The 15,449-nt window shown below is 65.2% G+C and carries 17 protein-coding genes; 9 read left to right on the top strand and 8 right to left on the bottom strand.

The annotated features are described in order from the left end of the window. Positions 1-19: 19 nt before the first annotated feature. On the bottom strand, positions 20-514 hold the full coding sequence (locus AC07PA_RS28255; protein ID WP_007857189.1) for a hemerythrin domain-containing protein: 495 nt from the start codon (positions 512-514) through the stop codon (positions 20-22). Between the two features lie 211 nt (positions 515-725). Here AC07PA_RS28255 and AC07PA_RS28250 point away from each other — a divergent pair, with 211 nt between their 5' ends. Beyond that, complete coding sequence (locus AC07PA_RS28250) at positions 726-1,277, top strand: ATP-dependent Clp protease proteolytic subunit (RefSeq protein WP_494607996.1); 552 nt, start codon at positions 726-728, stop codon at positions 1,275-1,277. Between the two features lie 100 nt (positions 1,278-1,377). Continuing rightward, on the top strand, positions 1,378-2,193 hold the full coding sequence (locus AC07PA_RS28245) for an EAL domain-containing protein (protein ID WP_494607998.1): 816 nt from the start codon (positions 1,378-1,380) through the stop codon (positions 2,191-2,193). Positions 2,194-2,578: 385 nt separating this feature from the next. Here the strand turns inward: AC07PA_RS28245 and rbp are convergent, their stop codons facing one another. The 4 genes from rbp to AC07PA_RS28225 form a co-directional block, all read right to left on the bottom strand. After that, positions 2,579-2,932: an RNA-binding regulator gene (gene rbp, locus AC07PA_RS28240; protein ID WP_007857185.1), complete on the bottom strand. Its 354-nt coding sequence runs from the start codon at positions 2,930-2,932 to the stop codon at positions 2,579-2,581. 117 nt (positions 2,933-3,049) lie between these two features. Further along, complete coding sequence (locus AC07PA_RS28235; RefSeq protein WP_007857184.1) at positions 3,050-3,259, bottom strand: hypothetical protein; 210 nt, start codon at positions 3,257-3,259, stop codon at positions 3,050-3,052. A 299-nt stretch (positions 3,260-3,558) separates the two neighbouring features. Next, positions 3,559-5,211, bottom strand: coding sequence for a methyl-accepting chemotaxis protein (locus AC07PA_RS28230; RefSeq protein ID WP_494608001.1), 1,653 nt, complete (start codon positions 5,209-5,211; stop codon positions 3,559-3,561). Between the two features lie 326 nt (positions 5,212-5,537). Beyond that, on the bottom strand, positions 5,538-5,957 hold the full coding sequence (locus tag AC07PA_RS28225; protein WP_494608003.1) for a BLUF domain-containing protein: 420 nt from the start codon (positions 5,955-5,957) through the stop codon (positions 5,538-5,540). On the opposite strand from AC07PA_RS28225, the gene AC07PA_RS28220 reads away from it, so the two are divergent. The 7 genes from AC07PA_RS28220 (at position 5,956) to AC07PA_RS28190 (ending at position 12,963) form a co-directional block, all read left to right on the top strand. After that, positions 5,956-7,248 (top strand): sensor domain-containing diguanylate cyclase, encoded by a 1,293-nt coding sequence (locus AC07PA_RS28220; protein WP_494608005.1) that lies wholly within the window; start codon positions 5,956-5,958, stop codon positions 7,246-7,248. The two genes, AC07PA_RS28225 and AC07PA_RS28220, sit on opposite strands and share 2 nt — an antisense overlap. Positions 7,249-7,496: 248 nt before the next feature. Next, entirely contained in the window at positions 7,497-8,348 is an 852-nt protein-coding gene (locus AC07PA_RS28215) for an STAS domain-containing protein (RefSeq protein WP_494608007.1), read from the top strand. 12 nt (positions 8,349-8,360) lie between these two features. After that, the gene (locus AC07PA_RS28210) at positions 8,361-8,735 is read left to right on the top strand and encodes an STAS domain-containing protein (RefSeq protein ID WP_494608009.1); all 375 of its coding nucleotides are present in this window, start codon (positions 8,361-8,363) and stop codon (positions 8,733-8,735) included. Beyond that, complete coding sequence (locus AC07PA_RS28205; protein ID WP_007857172.1) at positions 8,725-9,129, top strand: anti-sigma regulatory factor; 405 nt, start codon at positions 8,725-8,727, stop codon at positions 9,127-9,129. The genes AC07PA_RS28210 and AC07PA_RS28205 overlap by 11 nt, the downstream gene beginning before the upstream one ends. Before the next feature lie 29 nt (positions 9,130-9,158). Further along, entirely contained in the window at positions 9,159-10,133 is a 975-nt protein-coding gene (locus tag AC07PA_RS28200; RefSeq protein WP_007857171.1) for an ATP-binding protein, read from the top strand. Between the two features lie 4 nt (positions 10,134-10,137). Continuing rightward, a complete protein-coding gene (locus AC07PA_RS28195) occupies positions 10,138-11,010 on the top strand; it encodes a sensor histidine kinase (protein WP_007857170.1) in 873 nt (290 codons plus the stop codon). A gap of 3 nt (positions 11,011-11,013) precedes the next feature. Continuing rightward, the gene (locus AC07PA_RS28190; RefSeq protein WP_494608012.1) at positions 11,014-12,963 is read left to right on the top strand and encodes a hybrid sensor histidine kinase/response regulator; all 1,950 of its coding nucleotides are present in this window, start codon (positions 11,014-11,016) and stop codon (positions 12,961-12,963) included. A gap of 12 nt (positions 12,964-12,975) precedes the next feature. Here the strand turns inward: AC07PA_RS28190 and AC07PA_RS28185 are convergent, their stop codons facing one another. Genes AC07PA_RS28185 through AC07PA_RS28175 form a run of 3 tightly spaced genes read right to left on the bottom strand, consistent with a single transcriptional unit; the run spans position 12,976 to position 15,448 of the window. Continuing rightward, positions 12,976-13,593: a class I SAM-dependent methyltransferase gene (locus AC07PA_RS28185; RefSeq protein ID WP_494608014.1), complete on the bottom strand. Its 618-nt coding sequence runs from the start codon at positions 13,591-13,593 to the stop codon at positions 12,976-12,978. After that, positions 13,590-14,396 (bottom strand): PIG-L deacetylase family protein, encoded by an 807-nt coding sequence (locus AC07PA_RS28180; RefSeq protein WP_494608016.1) that lies wholly within the window; start codon positions 14,394-14,396, stop codon positions 13,590-13,592. The genes AC07PA_RS28185 and AC07PA_RS28180 overlap by 4 nt, the downstream gene beginning before the upstream one ends. Then, positions 14,384-15,448, bottom strand: coding sequence for an acyl-CoA dehydrogenase family protein (locus tag AC07PA_RS28175; RefSeq protein ID WP_494608018.1), 1,065 nt, complete (start codon positions 15,446-15,448; stop codon positions 14,384-14,386). Before AC07PA_RS28175 ends, AC07PA_RS28180 begins: the two co-directional genes overlap by 13 nt. Between the last annotated feature and the right edge of the window lies 1 nt (position 15,449).

The raw sequence follows: 15,449 nt of genomic DNA, 5'->3' as shown, positions 1-15,449 counted from the left end.
TGTCTGGGAAGGCCGGCGATCAGGCAGGCGCCAGTTCCGGCTCCATGAGCTCGGCCTTGCGTGCCTCGAGTGCATCGCGCAGGGCGACCAGGTCGAGCTTCTTCGCAGCGCGGGCCTTGGGGAACATCTCGTTGCGCTCTTCCTTGACGTGGTGGTCAATGTACTCGCCCAGCACGATGACCTTGGCGTCGTATTGCTCGTTCACCTCGGTGGCGGCCTCAATCTGCGCGATCAGGTCCTTGGCGGTCTGGTGTTCCACCTCGGCTTCGGCCAGCAGGTCGGTCTCCTTGATGGCGGCACGCACGGCGGGGTAGAAGATCTCTTCCTCGATCTGCGCGTGCACGGTCAATTCCTTGCAGATCTGTGCCGCGAGTTCCAGGCGCTTCTGTTTGGCAGGGCGCGCTTTGGACTCCATGAGTTCCTCGTATTCCTTGAACATCTTCTTGACGGCCTTGTGGTCTGCATCGAGCAGGTCGCAGGCATCTTTCTCGCGGCGGGCTGGGGTGGTGGGCATCTTGGGCTCCGTAAGTAGTGGGGGCCTTGATCATTGGGCGGCGCGCGCACGGACACTGTAGGCGCGGCCTCGCAGCGGACGTAGGAGCAGCCGCAGCGATTGAGCATGTTCCGACTTGCTCAGAGGTCGGGGGCGCGTCCTACAGCCCTGTTGCCGTGGGGCTTTACGCTCGGTATTTCCCAGCTCCTGCACACCCATCCCCTCTACCTGAATGAAATCCCTACCCTCTCTCGCACCCGATATCCGCCTGTTCGGCAACGTGAATGAAAGCATGCTGTCCGAGTTCTTTCGGCAGCAGTCAGAGGCCAAGACGGATGCCCCCATCGTGTTCGAGCTGAGCACCTCAGGCGGCGATGCCGAGTCGGGCCGGCGCATCGCCGAAGAGCTGCGCCTGTGGCAGAAAGCGGGCACCGAAATCTTCTTTCTGGGCAAGACCTATGTGTTCTCCGCCGGCATCACCATCATGTCCGGCGTGCCCCGCAGCCACCGCTTCCTGACGCGCGATTGCGAGCTGCTCATCCACGAGCGCAAGATGACACGACAGATCACGCTGGACGGCGCCTTGCGCAGTTGCCGCGCCAAGATCAACGACGTGCTTGCCGAGATCGAGTCGGGTCAGCGATTGCAGACCCAGGGTTTTGCGCAACTGGTGCAAGGCTGCTCACTGACCGTCCAGGATGTTGAAAAAAGGGTGCTGGAAAAGGACTGGTACCTCACTGCACAGGAGGCGTTCGACCACGGTCTGGTCGCGGGGGTGGTCTGACCCGCGCAGTTGCAAAGCGACGGTCGCGCTATTGGCTGGGTGGCTGCCATGGCAAAAACCCAAATCAGCACCAGCCTTTGTGGGCCCTTAAACTGCAACGATGCTGCTCCCACCCAACGTGAATCCTGGTTTTCCCACCGATTTCATCCCGCTGCAAGGCACGCGGCAGGACTGTGAGGACTGCGGCAAAGCCGAAAGGCTGGGTTTTCAGTTCGACTATGCCTACCAGCCCATCGTGGATCTGGAGCGTCGCACCGTGTTCGCGCACGAAGCCCTGGTGCGCGGGCCCGCAGGCGAGGGCGCCATGAGCGTGCTGTCCCAGGTCAACGACGGCAACCGCTACCGCTTCGACCAGGCCTGTCGGGTCAAGGCCATCAAGGGGGCGAGCGAGCTGGGCATACGCGAGCCGGTGTCCATCAACTTCTTGCCCAACGCCATTTACAAACCCGAGGTGTGCATCCGCACGACGCTGGAGGCCGCCCGAATCCACCACTTTCCGCTCGACCAGATCATCTTCGAGGTGACCGAGGGCGAGCGCGTGCAGGACGGGCCCTGGTTCGCTTCCATCTTGCGCGAGTACCAGCGCTGCGGGTTCAAGACTGCCATCGACGATTTCGGGGCGGGGTATGCGGGGATGAAGCTGCTGTCGGACTTCCAGCCCGACATCATCAAGATCGACATGGACCTGATCCGCAACGTGGACGCCAATCGCGCGCGACAAGCCATTGTGCGCAGCCTGGTGTCCCTGTGCAAGGACATGGGCATAGAGGTGATTGCAGAAGGCATCGAGACGCCTGCGGAGCGCGATTTCCTGCGCGATACGGGCATCCACCTGATGCAGGGCTATCTGTTTGCCAGGCCGGCTTTTCGCTCCATCGCCGAGCTAGATGCCAGCACATTTGGCGCCCGATCTTGAAATTCTGGCGGCGATTTCCTATCATTTCGCAGGCTTTGCACCACCCACCACGAGCACCCGGCTCACTTGCCAAGAAAGGAGTTTGACCATGAATTCGCATTCCCCATCTCCCTCTTCGGGAAGAGACGATTCGTCCCCTGGTACGGGCCGGCGCAGTGGTTCATCGATGCGCTACCTGTCGCAGCTGCAAACTGACGCCTACCTTCTCGCGCGTGATGCGGTACGGCGCGTGCAGCGCACGTCTGCGCTTGTTGAAGCAGGCCTGCCATCGCCTCTTGCGGGAGCCGGAGCCCCAAGCAACCGGCGTCGGCTGCACTGACACGCCAAAGCCCGGACGAAAAAAAACCGGCTCGAAAGAGCCGGTTTTTTGCACAGATCTGTGAGATCAGTAGCGTCCACCGCCGTGGCCACCGTTGCCATAGCCGGTTTCCACGCGATTGCTGGCACTGTAGCCGCCCGCGCCGTAACCACCCGAGCCACTGCTGCGCTCTTCACGAGGGCGCGCCAGGTTCACGACGATCGAGCGGCCATCGACAGACATGCCGTGCAGGCCGGTGATGGCGGCTTGGGCGACTTCGGCCGATGCCATTTCCACAAAGCCGAAGCCCTTGGAGCGGCCGGTTTCACGGTCCATCATGACCTTGGCCGAGGTGACGTTGCCGAACTCGGAGAAATTGCTTTCCAGGGTGGAGTCGGTCACAGAGTAGGGCAGGTTGCCCACGTAGATTTTGCTGCTCATGAAAGAGCCTTTCTTAAGAAGGCGCGCAACGAGTGACGCACCGTTGGGATACAGGTGTGCGGAACGGCAGTCAGCCGCACCGGGGAGGGATGGATGGGTTCTGCGGTCAGCAGAGCATCAACACGTGGGGGGGTGCGGCATGCAGGTTTGCAGCCAGCCCTGGGTGACGGCAAAAAGCCGCGCGGCCTCGCGAGAGGCAAACGCTTTGTCGAAGCGGAACACGCGGCAGTAGCTGCCGTTGCCCTGGGATCGATGGACCGAGAATGAGGCGCGGAAATTGCCGCAGTCGGTCGGGTGTGTCGCGGGCGATACGACGAACTTGCCCATGGAAATGGCGGTTTTGGAAATCTGATTCAGTCAGGATCACAGGCCCGTAAGCCTGCGTGAGCATCAACAAACGCGGTTGGCTGCAGCTCTACAGACCAACACGGGCGACAAGGGTCGCAGAAGGCGCAAGCCGGGGGCGGGGAGCCATCCAGCGAGCGTTGCGGTGCAAGCTTTCGTCAAGAGCCTTCACTGCAACAGCCTCGATTATATTGCCTTTTTTTATTAAATTGCAAATTTTTATTCTTTTTCTCAATGAAGGCTTGGGCGTGGAGATTGTCCCGCCCCAAGGCTCCTTCACCTCACCTTGCAATACGGGGTCTGTGCGCTGACTGCAGGGTGCCGGGAGCGCCTTGTGGGCTGTAGGTGCCCGCGTTGTCTGCTGCGCCACCGCCAGCGACCTGGAACACCGCCACGAGTTCGGCCAGGCGCCGTGCCTGCTCGCGCAGATTCTCTGCGGCCGTGGTGCTCTCGCCGACGAGAGCACCGTTTTGCTGGGTCATCTGGTCCAGCTGGGTAACCGCCACGTTCACCTGTGAAATGCCGTCGCTTTGCTCTGCGGCGGCGGTGCTGATCTCGCCGATGATGCCATTGACGCGCTGAACACCCTGGACGATTTCACCCATCGTCGCGCCTGCATTGGCCACCAGTTGGGTGCCTGAATCCACCTTCTCGACGCTGTTCTGGATCAGCGTCTTGATCTCCTTGGCTGCAGCGGCACTGCGCTGGGCCAGACTGCGCACTTCGGATGCCACCACGGCGAAGCCGCGCCCCTGTTCCCCCGCCCGCGCGGCTTCGACCGCCGCATTGAGTGCCAGGATGTTGGTCTGGAAAGCGATGCCATCGATCACCCCAATGATGTCGGCGATCTTCTTGCTGCTCTGGTGGATGTCCTGCATGGTACTGACCACCTGCTGCATGACCTCGCCGCCCTTGGTGGCGGTGCCGGCCGCCGCCGTGGCCAACTGGTTGGCCTGGCGAGCCGAGTCGGCGCTCTGGCGCACGGTGGCGGTGAGTTCTTCCATGCTGGCAGCCGTTTGTTCCAGGCTGCTGGCGGCCTGTTCGGTCCGGTTGCCCAGGTTCCGGTTGCCGCTGCTGATGTGGTCGCTGGCGACGCGCAGTTGCTGGATGTTGTCGCGCACTGCCGACACCAGTTCGTGGAAACGCTGCTGCATGTCCCTCACCGCCACCATCACGCTGCCGGTATCCCCCGGCATCACATGCACAGCGACCGTGAGGTTGCCCTGTTCAATGGATTGCACCACCGCCCGCACTTCGCTGGGCTCCGCCCCCAACTCGCGACCGATGCTGCGAGAGACCGTCACCGTGGCTGCCACGCTGATAAGCACGGCCAGCAAGGTGATGGACAGCATCACGCCGGTGAACTGGCTGGCATCCTGGTTGGCGGTGTTGCTGTTCTTGATGATGCGGGCCTCCTCGTAGTCGATCAGCTTGTTGGCGGCTGCCAGCCACTGTTCATACTGCGGCTTCGCCTGTTCCCAGAGCAGTGCCTGCGCACCTGCGCGATCGCCTGCCTGCGTGAGTGCCACCACTTTGCCGGTAGTGGCCACGGTGCGTGCCTCGATGTCCTTGAGTGCCTGGACCATGGGTCCGACCTCCGGGGGGACCTGGCTGGCAGCCTTGATTACCGCATCCAGCTGAGCGCCCGACTGGGCGTAGAAATCTGCCAGCCGCGCAATGGATTCGACCTCTTTCCTGAGCGCCTCTTCGCTGGGCGCCAACACCACATCGCGCACGGCAATGGAGCGGTCATGGGCCGAGCCCCGAAAGTTGATGGCTGCACGCTGGATGGCTGCGTTCTGCGTCGCATTGGCAGTCAATGCGCTGTCGATGCCTCGCGCGATGAGCACGCTGTAGATCGACATGCCCAGCAAGGCCAGAATCACCAGGCCAAAGCCGGCCATGAGACGGTGACTGATTTTCCACGTATGCATTGAAGAGTGCCTCAGAGGGGGTGGACGGTGATGACGACGGAAAAACCGGCATGTCGACAGCGCGTCCGCCGTCGCATGGGTGTTTACATTTCATCATGAATTTACCAATTGGTCATAAAGTGACTGATTGGTATATTCTATTTACCCGATAGTAGAGGCATGGGCTTGCGGCCGGGGCAGTGCCTGTGGGAAGGCACTGCCTGCAGGGCTGCCAGGTGCGTGGGCGCTCAGGGGCTCATTCGGCACGCCAGCCGGTAGGGCGCGCCACGGCCAGCGGCTTTCTCTCGAAAAGATCCGCCGATGAGGGTCGAGGTCCTTGCGCTGCGCTACTCCAGCCAGCGCACGTTCTGCAGGATCTCTTCAAAGAAGCTGCGCAAGCTTGCCGTGCCCATGGTGTAGGGGTCGAAATCCGCAGTGCCGGAGTATTTGAGAAACAGCTGCCGGTTGGTTTCCAGTGATGCAATCAGCCCCATGGACCAGCCCGTGAAGCGGCGGTGCAGGATTTCGCTCAAGTCCAGGATCGCCGTGTCGCGGTGGCGGTCATCCTTGAGCAGTCGGTGGTACAGCGCATTCACTGCAGCACGGTCGCCTTCAAGCAACTGCAGAAAGATGCCGTTGTTCAGGCACAGCGCGCCCGTGACGCCCGCGCGGGTGTTGTTGCGCTGCGATGCACCCAGGATGTCCTTGACATCTGCAGGCCCCAGCACGCGCGAGCAGCGGCTCGCGTAGATCAGTTGTATCAACATGTTTGCCTCCGAAATGCCGAGTGTGTCAGCCCTGGGTGGGGACGTGGGGCATGGGCTGAATACCCCGCAGATCCGCTCGCCATTGCATGGCAACAAAGAGATCTCCAGCGCCCTCAAAGGTATTCAGGGGCTTTGCGTGCCAACGGGCGCGGCTTCGGATGATCGTGTAACGTCCCGGCACTTTTACAAGGTGCTGAATCCCATGGAAACTCCGTCTCCCGTTCCCGCAGACGAAGCCAGCATCCTGGTGGCGTTGATGGATTCGGGGCGTGTCGCGGCGGTCCGGGACACCGGCCTTCTGGACACACCGCCCGAAGAGAGCTTTGACCGGCTGACCCGCCTTGCGGCCAGACTCACGGGGGCTCCCGTCACCTTCGTTTCACTGCTGGACTCCAGCCGGGACTTCTACAAAAGCGCCTTCGGCCTGGGCGAGCCTCTGAACACCACGCGCCAGCTGGAGGGGCGTTCGTTTTGCCACTACGCCATGGTGTCTGATGGGCCGTTGGTGCTCCCCGATGTCACGCAATTGGCGGGCTTCTGCGACGTCCCCACTGTCCGCTCGCTGGGGGTGCGTGCCTATGCCGGCATCCCTCTGGTGACTGCCCAGGGGCAGGTGCTGGGCAGTTTCTGCGCGGTGGATTTTGAGCCCAGGCAGTGGACGGAGACCGACATCGAAGTCCTGGTCGAACTGGCGCATTCTGCGATGCGTGAAATCCAGCTGCGCAGGGCCGTGCGCGAATCGGATGCGCTCAACCGGCGCCTGCTGGAGCAGCTGCAGCGGGTGGACGAGCTCAACCGCGCTCTGGCCGAACTGGCCACGAAGGACTCGCTCACTGGCCTGCTCAACCGGCGCGCTTTCGACCACAGCCTGGCGCTTGAGTTGGCTATCGTGGAGCGGCGCAGTTCACCATTGAGCCTGCTGATGTTGGACGTAGACCATTTCAAGCGCATCAACGACAGCCTGGGCCATGCGGGCGGAGATGAGGTGCTCAAGCAGATTGGCTGCATTCTGAGCGCGGGTGCCCGGGTCATCGATGTGGTTGCCCGCGTGGGTGGCGAGGAGTTCGCCATACTGCTCCCGAACACGAACATGCCCGACGCAGTCGAGGTCGCGGAACGCATGCGCGTGGCGGTGTCCCAGGCGCCATGGTCGCAGGCCTCTTCTGCCACGGTCAGCGTGGGCGTCGCGACGCTGATGGGCGGCGAAAACGCCTGCGGCCTGTATGCCCGTGCAGACGCGGCGCTCTATGGTGCCAAGCAGGCGGGGCGCAATCGCGTGGCAATGGCCTGAGCACTGAGGCGTTCCGACCCACGTGGTATTGGGGCCTCACGTGCAAGCTTGGTTGGAGAGATAGGGCGCGGGTCGCAATTGGCACGTTAAATCCCGCAGTTGCCACCGTTTGCAACGTAGGACAACAGCGCAAAGTGCGCTTCGCGCACGCCCATCCTGCAGAGGTGGCAGGATCGGCACCTACAATGATTTACATCCCTGGCCAAGCCCTTATGCGGGCATAGCGGCCTTTTATTGGTGAAAGCTTCATGAATACCCAGAGCACTCAGATCCTCGACGCACTGCAAGATGACAAGAGGACCGCTTTGGTCCAGGAATGGATAGAGGAAGCTAAGGCCGGCAACGCCAGCCTTCCTCGGTCAGCCACGGCGGATGCAGGGGAGGTCGCGTTGGCAATGGCGCACGCGTTGCGCAATGGCGCCAGCATCGATTCCTTCACCGATCCCAAGTGGTCCGCATTGCAGCAGGTGCTGTCGGACCTGTCGCGCTCGGGTGCTGCGCAGGGCCAGAGCGTCGGCGAGACCAGCGTCTTCGTGCTGGCGCTCAAGAAGCCATTGCTCACCGCTCTGCATCGGCGCGAAGGCATCGAAAATGCGCAACTGGCATCCGCTTTCTGGAGCGTGACCAAGCTGGTGGACGGCATGGCCCAGTTCACGGCCACCACCTTCCAACGTGCGCGCGAGGAGATCATCACGCGCCAGCAGGAAGAGCTGCTGGAACTGTCCACCCCGGTGGTCAAGCTCTGGGAGGGTGTTCTTGCGGTGCCCATGATCGGTACGCTCGACAGCAACCGCACGCAGATCGTGATGGAGACGCTGCTGCAGAAGATCGTGGACACGGGCTCGGAGCTGGCCATCATCGACATCACCGGCGTGCCCACGGTGGACACCCTGGTCGCCCAGCACCTGCTCAAGACCGTGACGGCGATCCGCCTCATGGGGGCGGACTGCATCATCAGCGGCATCCGCCCGCAGATCGCGCAGACCATCGTGCACCTGGGCATCGACCTGCAGGGCATCAGCACCAAGGCCTCGCTGGCCGACGCGCTGTCGCTGGCGCTGCAGCGCACGGGCTGGCGCATCACCCGCCAGGTCGCCTGAGCGGTAGCGCACATGGAACGCATACCGATACTGCGCATGGGCGCAACCCTGCTGGTCACCATCCAGGTGGACATGCAGGACCAGACCGCTCTGGCATTGCAGGACGACCTGGCCGACCGCATCGCCAAGAGCGGAGCCAGCGGCGTGATGATCGACATCTCGGCGCTCGAGATCGTGGACTCCTTCGTGGGACGCATGCTGGCCAGCATCTCGGGCATTGCCCGCATCCTCTCTGCCACCACCGTCGTGGTGGGCATGCAGCCGGCCGTGGCCATCACGCTGGTGGAACTGGGCCTCTCGCTCGAAGGCGTGAAGACTGCACTCAACGTGGAGCGCGGCCTGGCCTTGCTGCAGCGCGCACGCGAGGAGAGCGGCTTTGTCGATTGAACGCACCGGCACGCTGCCGCTTCAGAGTGAGCAGCACATCGTGGCCAGCCGGCAGGCCGTGCGCTCGCTGTGCCAACTGCTCAAGTTCTCGCTGGTCGAACAGACCAAGATGATCACCGCCGCGAGCGAGCTCTCGCGCAACACCCTCATCCATGGCGGCGGCGGCCGCATGCGCTGGGAAGTGGTCGAAGCCGGGACCAAGACCGGTCTGGCCTTGCATTTCGAGGACGAAGGCCCCGGCATCGCCGACATGAAGCTGGCCATGACCGATGGCTGGACCTCGGGTGGGGGCATGGGCCTGGGCCTGCCCGGCAGCAAGCGGCTGGTCAGCGACTTCTCGGTCGAATCTGCGCCCGGCCAGGGCACCCGCGTGAGCATCACCAAGTGGAAGTGACACGCGGGTGGAGCCACCGGCCCTTTCGCATGACGGATGCCAGTTGCGTCGGTGACGTCCGTCGCTTTTGCGCCAGGACCGTCGAGGGCTGGGGCTGGAGCGAGGTGGATGCAGGACGCCTGTCCCTCATTGCCACCGAGCTGGGCACCAACCTCGTTCGCCACGCGGTGCAGGGCGAGTTGTGGATAGCTGCGCTGCCCGCAGCGCAGGAGGTGGAGATACTGGCGCTGGACAAGGGCCCCGGCATGGAGGATGTGCAGCGCTCCTTCCAGGACGGCGTGTCGACCGGATCGGGCTCGCCCGGCACCGGCCTGGGGGCCATACGCCGGCTTGCCAGCGGGTTCGACATCCACTCCACCGCGCGGGGCACGGTATGCGTGGTGCGCGTGCGCGCCACCGGGCACGCGGCAAGGCCTGAGCGCCAGTGGGGTGCCGTGAGCGTCGCGGCACCTGGAGAAACGGTGTGCGGCGATGGCTGGGCCGTGGCCATCGACAACGGCACGGTGTCGGCGGTGCTGGCAGACGGCCTGGGCCATGGTCCCCATGCCGCCGCCGCGGCCGAGGCGGCGCTGGAGGTGTTTGCCGGCGATCCCTTCGTACCGCTCGACCGTCTGGTGCAGGACGTCCACACCGGGCTGCAGACCACGCGCGGGGCGGCATTGTTCGCCATGCGGATAGAGTCTTCGTCCCGACTGGAGTACGCTGGTGCTGGCAACGTGATGGGGCGCATCATCTCGGGCGTGTTCGACCGCTCCATGGTGACCCAGCATGGTACCGTGGGCGTGCAGGTGCGCAAGACCGAGGTGGCGCGGCTGGTACTGCCCGACCACGCGGTGGCTGTGGTGCACAGCGATGGCATTGCCTCGCGCTGGAAGTCCGAGGAAGTGGTGCCGCTGCTGCAGCGCGACCCCACGCTGATTGCCGCGGCCTTGTTGTGGCAGCAGAGCCGGGGCCGCGATGACGCCACCGTGCTGGTGGTAAAACAGGGAGACACGCTTGAGTGACGATATGAAAGCCCAGCTGGAGCAAAGCCAGGCCGAAGTCGAGGCCCTGCAGTCCGAAATGCAGGCCCTGCGGGAAGAGCTCGAGGAAACCAACCGCGGCGTGGTGGCGCTCTACGCAGAGCTCGACGAGCAGGCCGAGCAGCTCAAGCACGCCACCCAGCTCAAGAGCAGGTTTCTGTCGTACATGAGCCACGAGTTCCGCACGCCCATTGGCGCCACCTTGAGCCTGGTGCGCTTGCTGCTCGACCGGGTGGATGGCCCTCTGACCGAGGAGCAGGAGCGCCAGGTGCGCTTTATCCAGACCACTTCCGAGGAGTTTTCGAGCATGGTCGACGACCTGCTCGACCTTGCCAAGATCGAGGCCGGCCGGCTCGACGTTTCGCCCGCATGGTTCGAGATGATGGACCTGTTCACGGCCCTGCGCGGCATGTTCAAGCCCATTGTGGAAAACCAGGACCTCAGCCTGGTGTTCGAGGAGCCGGTCGGCCTGTCGCGCCTGTACAACGACGACCGCAAGCTCTCGCAGATCTTGCGCAATTTCATCTCCAACGCGCTCAAGTTCACCGCTCGCGGCGAGGTGCGGGTATCGGTGACGTTGGAAGGCGAGGGCATGGTGCGCTTCGCCGTGTCGGACACCGGCATCGGCATCGCGCCGGAGCACCTGCCGGTGCTGTTCAACGATTTTTCGCAGGTAGAGGCCCCGGTGCGCAAGCCCCTGCGCGGAACCGGCCTGGGCCTGGCCTTGTCCAAGCAGCTGGCGACGCTGCTGGGGGGCTCCATCGACGTGCGCAGCGTGGTGGGCGAGGGCTCCGTCTTCTCCGTCATCGTCCCCGTGGAACTGTCACCTGCCGCTGCCGGCGGCCGCGTGCAGGCCTGATCCATGACCAACCCCGCCATCATCCTTCCCACGATCGACCGCAGCCGGCACACCGTGCTGGTGGTTGACGACAATCCGGTAACCCGGTATGCCACAGCGCGCGTCATCCGCGCCGCGGGTTTCCAGACGGAAGAGGCCGCGACGGGCGGCGCAGCCATCGAAGCGGCCAAGCTCAACGTCTCGGCCGTGGTGCTGGACGTGCACCTGCCGGACATGGATGGCTTCGAGGTGTGCCGGGTTCTGCGCGCGGATGCGCGCACCGAGTTCACGCCCATCATCCACCTGTCCGCCACCTACATGCAAAGCGAGCACAAGGTAGCGGGGCTCAATGCCGGCGCAGACGCCTACATGGTGCATCCCGCCGAGCCGCCGCTGATGGTGGCCACGCTGCAGGCGCTGATACGCGCACGCACTGCGGAAGAGGATCTGCGCCGCAGTGAAATCCGCTTTCGTGCCATCTATGACCAAGCCCCTGTGGCCATGATGCTGGTCGATTCGGCAGGCTGTTTCGCCGACGTGAATCCCGCCGCCGAAGTGCTGTTTCAGCGCAGCCGCGCTGAACTGGTCGGGCTGGCAGTGACCTCGTTCGCGCCCGAGGCCTGGAAGGATTTCGTGCAGGGCCGCATGCTGAGCCCTGCCGACGCCAACTGGCAGGGCGAATTTCCGCTGATCCGCGGCGATGGGCAGGAAATGCTGCTCGAATGGAGCATGTCCAACCATGTGGAGCGGGGCATCCGCATCGGCATTGCGTCCGACCTGTCAGAGCGCATCGACTTCGAACGCCGACGCGAGGAGCTGCTCGAGCGCGAACAGGCAGCGCGCGTTCTGGCGGAGCGGCACAGCCGCACCAAGGACGACTTCGTGGCCGTGCTCTCGCACGAGTTGCGCACCCCGCTCACGCTGATCACCGGGTGGGTGCACATGCTCAAGCGCCCGAACACCAACGCCGACACGCTGGCGCGAGGCATCGATGCCATCGAGCGCGGTGCCAAGGCGCAGGGGCGCATCATCTCCGACATCCTTGACGTCTCGCGCATCGCATCGGGCAAGCTGCGCCTGCACCGCGAGTGGGCCAACCCGGTGGAACTCGTGCGCATCTCGCTCGATGCATTGCGCGACCTGGCGTTGGCCAGGAACATCACCCTCGAAGTGACTTGTGACGATACGGACGAGCCTGCCTGGCTCGATATCACACGCTTCCAGCAGATCGTGTGGAACCTGGTGACCAATGCCATCAAGTTCTCGGAAAAAGGCGGTACGGTCCAGTTGCGCCTGCGGCGGGAGGCAGATGAACTGATCCTCGTTGTGCAGGACCACGGTGCAGGCATAGAGGTGGGATTTCTGCCCTATCTGTTCCAGCGCTTCACGCAAAGCGGCGCGCCGGGAAACCGCGCCCACGGCGGTCTGGGGCTGGGCCTGTCCATCGTCAAGCACCTGGTCGACCTGCACGGGGGCACCATTTCGGCCAGCAGCGCGGGGGCCGGCAAGGGTACGGCAATGACGGCGCGCCTGCTGGTCGCCTACGAGGAGGCGCCGGCGAGCGACGGCGACGTGCAGGCCATTCCGCAGGCCCGCGAAGTGCGCCTGCTGCAGGGCAAGGACATCCTGGTCGTGGACGACAACGCCGATACCAGCGAGATGCTCAGCATCGTGCTCACCGACGAGGGTGCCAGCGTGCGCGTGGCCGATAGCTACGAGACCGCCATTGCCCAGTTCGAGATGGCGTGGCCCGATCTGTTCGTGAGCGACATCGGCCTGCCGGGCCGCGATGGCTACGACCTGATCGCCAAGGTGCGCGAGATGGAGGCGGCTGCGGGACGACCGCGGCTGCGCGCCATCGCGCTCACGGCCTTTGCCCGCCCGCAGGACCGTGACCGTGCGCTCGCCGCAGGCTTCGACCAGCACCTGGGCAAGCCGCTGCAGCCGCACCTGCTGCTGCAGGCGCTGGCCTGAACGCCGGCTGGCTCAGTCCCTGCGCCCTTCCCGCTGGGCCGTGCTTTGCGGATCGGCGGACCACAGCTCCAGTCCAAAGTCTGCATCGTGCCACTGCGCCACCCGCGGAATCTGCAGCTGCTCGTGCAGGATGGCATGCACGCGCGCGCCGCCCAGCGGAAAACCCTCGAACGGGTGCAGCCAGTGGCAGGCAACCACCGTGGCCTCGGGTCCGCTGGCGAGCAGCGTGGTGCGGCAGCGCTGCGCCAGGCGCTCGATGTCGCGCTCCGTCAGGTAGTACAGCAGTTCTCCGAGCACGATGAGGTCGAAGTGGCCGTCGGGCCATTGGTCCGGCACCCAGCCGTGCGCGGCTTCGGCGTGCGCATGGGGTTTCAACCGGTCGGCCGCGTAGGCCACCGCCCGCCGGGAGCCGTCCCAGGCCAGCAGCCGGTCGCAGCGTTGGGCCAGCTGCTCGGAGACGAAGCCGCCCGCACAGCCGGGCTCGAACACCGATGCATAGCGCGGGCGCGGCAGGCTGGCCAGCAGCAGGTCGCGCTTGCGCGCCTCGTACCAGCTGCCCTCGAAGTGCCAGGGGTCGGGGCCACGGGCGAACAGCGGGTCGAACAGGTTTTGCGGGGCCTTGGCGATCATGGTGGTTGCCTGCTGGTAAAGAAGTATTCGGCATCCCAGCCGGCACGCTCGATGAGCGCGGCGTCCAGCACCGGGGGCAGGGTGGGCGAGCGGGGCGTGAGCTGCGAGCGGTGCGCGGCCAACGCGTGGAGCTTGCGCGCGAGGGTGTCGGCGTCGATGCCCACGCCGGTCAGGCGGGTCCAGTCCACCTGCGGGTCCCAGGGTTCGGCCCAGTGCCACATCCACACCGGCGCCTCGATGAGCGTGGCGCCGTTGGCCTGGCAGGTCTGCGCGCAGGCGCGGCCACAGGCCTCGTGGTCGGGATGCCCGTCGAGCCGCCAGGTGGTCAGCACCACGTCCGACGGGTGGATCAGCGCCGCCAACTGCGCCTGAAGTTCCTCGGCGCGGTGCAGCAGCTTGCCATCGGGCAGGCCCAGACGGGTCACGGCCTGCGCCGGTACCGCCAGGCGCTGCAGACCCGCAGCGCTTTCCTGCTGGCGTGCCCGGGCGAGGGCCTGTGCATCGTGCCCTGCCGCGTCGGCATGGCTGGCTTCGCCATCGGTCACCGCCACCACCAGGCAGGTGCCGCCCTGCGCCACATGGGAGTGGAGCAGGGCACCACAGGCCAGGATCTCGTCGTCGGGGTGCGGCGCCACCACCACCAGGCGCTGCCATTTGCCCACGAGCGCATTGGCGGGCACGCGCTCTATGCCTTCCTCGCAGAGCCAGGACTGCCAGAACCGCGCGTCCACGCGCGGCGCGCTGATGAAGCGGGTGGCGTGGGCCAGGTCCTGCACCGGGGCGGGGTGGTTCACAGCGCCCATGGGTAGTCCTCTTGCGCCAGCACGGCGCGGGCCAGGGCTGCGTCGTCGCGGTCCCCGTGGCTTTGGCGGATGAAGACCGGCAGGTCGGCCGCGGCACGTGCAAGCGCCGCATCGCGGCAGTAGGGTGTTGCCCCCAGTGCGCGGCCGGTTTCGTCCTGCACGCAGCGGGCCCCGGCTTCGGCCGCCTGGCGCACGCGCAGGGCCACCGCCATGGCGTCCGCATGCGGGTGCGCATCGATCCAGTCGGCGCTGCCGTGCAGCAGCGCGGCCACGCCCGCGAGCACGCGGTCCACCTTGCCGAAGGCTGCGGCGCGGTAGGCATGGCCTGGGTGCTCGGCCGGCATGCCGCGCATGCCGCGGTAGAGCGCATCGGCTACCGCCAGCGTACCGCCGTACCAGCAGGCCGCAATGCCAGCGCCCCCGTGCCAGAAGCCGGGCCGGTGCAGGTAGTCACCGGGTTCGCCGACCAGCACGGCGGGCGTGCCGTCGAAAGAGACTTCCGCACTCAAGGTGTCGGCCATGCCCACGGCCTGCCAGGTGCCGGTGTCCATGCGGATGCTGGGGTGGCTGAGGTCCACGGCGACGAGCTGGCTCTGGTCCTCCCCGGGCAGCCATGCGGTCAGCAGCGCGTGGCTGACGCCCTGCGCGCCCGAGCACCAGGCCTTGGCGCCGGACAACGTGGCCTGTCTGTTGCCGCCCTGTGGCTGAACCTGCACCCGCTGACCGGGCGCCTCGGCAGCCCACATGGCCCAGGTTTCTCCTGCACGGCTGCGGTCAGCGCCCAGCTCGTGCAGGATGGCCAGTGCATCGGTGTGCCCTTCATACAGCTTGGCCAGGGCCAGGCTGTGCTGCGCCACGCGGCTCAGGGCCTGCCAGCGCTGCAGGGTGCTGCCCGTGCCGGGCTGCGGCAGGTGGGCCAGGCCCTGGCCTGCCAGGTGCCGCAGTTGGGCTGCAATCGGCAAAGTGGCCATGCCGGGCAAGGCAGCGGCCAGTGCATGGGTCGTGGTGGGCGGGCGGGGGATGGTGGCCTGGCGGTTGGGGGAAACTGGCATG

The sequence above is a fragment of the Acidovorax sp. GW821-FHT09B03 genome, from assembly GCF_059418305.1.
This window is presented reverse-complemented; position numbering and strand designations above follow the sequence as displayed.

What these genes read in the sequence shown, in the direction of transcription:
- AC07PA_RS28210 (WP_494608009.1), top strand. Translation starts at nt 8,361, where the DNA reads ATGGAACGCATACCGATACTGCGCATGGGCGCAACCCTGCTGGTCACC.
- AC07PA_RS28220 (WP_494608005.1), top strand. Translation starts at nt 5,956, where the DNA reads ATGTTTGCCTCCGAAATGCCGAGTGTGTCAGCCCTGGGTGGGGACGTG.
- AC07PA_RS28245 (WP_494607998.1), top strand. Translation starts at nt 1,378, where the DNA reads ATGCTGCTCCCACCCAACGTGAATCCTGGTTTTCCCACCGATTTCATC.
- AC07PA_RS28195 (WP_007857170.1), top strand. Translation starts at nt 10,138, where the DNA reads ATGAAAGCCCAGCTGGAGCAAAGCCAGGCCGAAGTCGAGGCCCTGCAG.
- AC07PA_RS28235 (WP_007857184.1), bottom strand. Translation starts at nt 3,259, where the DNA reads ATGGGCAAGTTCGTCGTATCGCCCGCGACACACCCGACCGACTGCGGC.
- AC07PA_RS28190 (WP_494608012.1), top strand. Translation starts at nt 11,014, where the DNA reads ATGACCAACCCCGCCATCATCCTTCCCACGATCGACCGCAGCCGGCAC.
- AC07PA_RS28175 (WP_494608018.1), bottom strand. Translation starts at nt 15,448, where the DNA reads ATGCCAGTTTCCCCCAACCGCCAGGCCACCATCCCCCGCCCGCCCACC.
- AC07PA_RS28200 (WP_007857171.1), top strand. Translation starts at nt 9,159, where the DNA reads ATGACGGATGCCAGTTGCGTCGGTGACGTCCGTCGCTTTTGCGCCAGG.
- AC07PA_RS28225 (WP_494608003.1), bottom strand. Translation starts at nt 5,957, where the DNA reads ATGTTGATACAACTGATCTACGCGAGCCGCTGCTCGCGCGTGCTGGGG.
- AC07PA_RS28215 (WP_494608007.1), top strand. Translation starts at nt 7,497, where the DNA reads ATGAATACCCAGAGCACTCAGATCCTCGACGCACTGCAAGATGACAAG.
- AC07PA_RS28250 (WP_494607996.1), top strand. Translation starts at nt 726, where the DNA reads ATGAAATCCCTACCCTCTCTCGCACCCGATATCCGCCTGTTCGGCAAC.
- AC07PA_RS28230 (WP_494608001.1), bottom strand. Translation starts at nt 5,211, where the DNA reads ATGCATACGTGGAAAATCAGTCACCGTCTCATGGCCGGCTTTGGCCTG.
- AC07PA_RS28255 (WP_007857189.1), bottom strand. Translation starts at nt 514, where the DNA reads ATGCCCACCACCCCAGCCCGCCGCGAGAAAGATGCCTGCGACCTGCTC.
- rbp (WP_007857185.1), bottom strand. Translation starts at nt 2,932, where the DNA reads ATGAGCAGCAAAATCTACGTGGGCAACCTGCCCTACTCTGTGACCGAC.
- AC07PA_RS28185 (WP_494608014.1), bottom strand. Translation starts at nt 13,593, where the DNA reads ATGATCGCCAAGGCCCCGCAAAACCTGTTCGACCCGCTGTTCGCCCGT.
- AC07PA_RS28180 (WP_494608016.1), bottom strand. Translation starts at nt 14,396, where the DNA reads ATGGGCGCTGTGAACCACCCCGCCCCGGTGCAGGACCTGGCCCACGCC.